Raw genomic sequence first — 885 nt, forward strand, 5'->3', positions numbered from 1 at the left:
ATCAAGAAAGGCTTTATGGATTGTCCCGCTATTACCATTCAAAGACCGGATGGTACAGAAAAGGTCCTGCCTTCAACGAAAATCACCTCCAGAGGATTGGCATGTTTGAGAGAACAAATCTTTGGGGGTGTGCAATGAAGGTAGATACTAACTTCTTATGCGATTTGTGGATAACGTTGTTTCAGTTTGTCAATTGTGAATATGTAGATGATAAAAATTGTAGTGCTCTGGTTGACATCATGGGGGTGGTAGAAAAAGCTTTGATTGTAAAACTTCAAGATGAAGTGCCGAATATTACAAAGATTCTAGCAGTTCTTACAGGTTTTGGAACTTCAGAACTACCGCATAGCATGAATCCGTTATTGCAAGCTTATGCTCCTACTTTAGAGAGCCCCATTAAAAAGGTTGCTTAATTAAAAAAATAGAACTCCCCTCCCCGTTCTCAACAATGGGGAGGTGGTTAAAAACGAATATTTATCAAGAGAAAATTACAGTTTAGAAGAAATGTATCTGTTTAAACTCACACCATTTTCAGCGGCTTGTATTGCAAGTTTTCTATGGAGTTCTGGTGGTATTCTTAATTGAAACTTACCACTGTATTTACCATGTGACAAAGGCACAGGAACTTCTTCTCCATTATGTTGCATGTCCTCAACAACTTCTGAAACAAGGTCCATAATGCCTTTTAAAGCTTTCTCTGCTTGAGCATCTAACCATGAAAGGGATGGGAATTCTGCACACAATCCGACATATTCCTCATCTTCTTGCGACCACAAAACACGATATGTATAATGATTATTGTTCATGTTTCATCCTTTCTTATATCCTCTACAGAGGATATTGGTCAATTACGATGGCTTTTTCGTAAATCTCGTTCGATGAGAT

The 885-nt window shown here is 38.1% G+C and carries 2 protein-coding genes; one reads left to right on the forward strand and one right to left on the reverse strand.

The window, feature by feature from the left end; all coding sequences use genetic code 11:
* The first annotated feature begins 134 nt into the window (after window positions 1-134).
* Window positions 135-413, forward strand: coding sequence for a hypothetical protein (locus ACFIKJ_RS09475; protein ID WP_375648910.1), 279 nt, complete (start codon window positions 135-137; stop codon window positions 411-413).
* A gap of 75 nt (window positions 414-488) precedes the next feature.
* Here the strand turns inward: ACFIKJ_RS09475 and ACFIKJ_RS09480 are convergent, their stop codons facing one another.
* Window positions 489-806 carry a type II toxin-antitoxin system HicB family antitoxin gene (locus ACFIKJ_RS09480; protein WP_004856761.1) on the reverse strand — a complete coding sequence of 106 codons (318 nt, stop codon included), beginning with the start codon at window positions 804-806 and terminating at the stop codon, window positions 489-491.
* Between the last annotated feature and the right edge of the window lie 79 nt (window positions 807-885).

The sequence above is a fragment of the Bartonella sp. PS7NMGDW genome (genome assembly GCF_042193585.1).
GTDB lineage: Bacteria > Pseudomonadota > Alphaproteobacteria > Rhizobiales > Rhizobiaceae > Bartonella > Bartonella grahamii.

Bases quoted from the DNA above. Each gene is read 5' to 3' on its own strand.
- ACFIKJ_RS09475 (WP_375648910.1), top strand. From the start codon at position 135: ATGAAGGTAGATACTAACTTCTTATGCGATTTGTGGATAACGTTGTTT.
- ACFIKJ_RS09480 (WP_004856761.1), bottom strand. From the start codon at position 806: ATGAACAATAATCATTATACATATCGTGTTTTGTGGTCGCAAGAAGAT.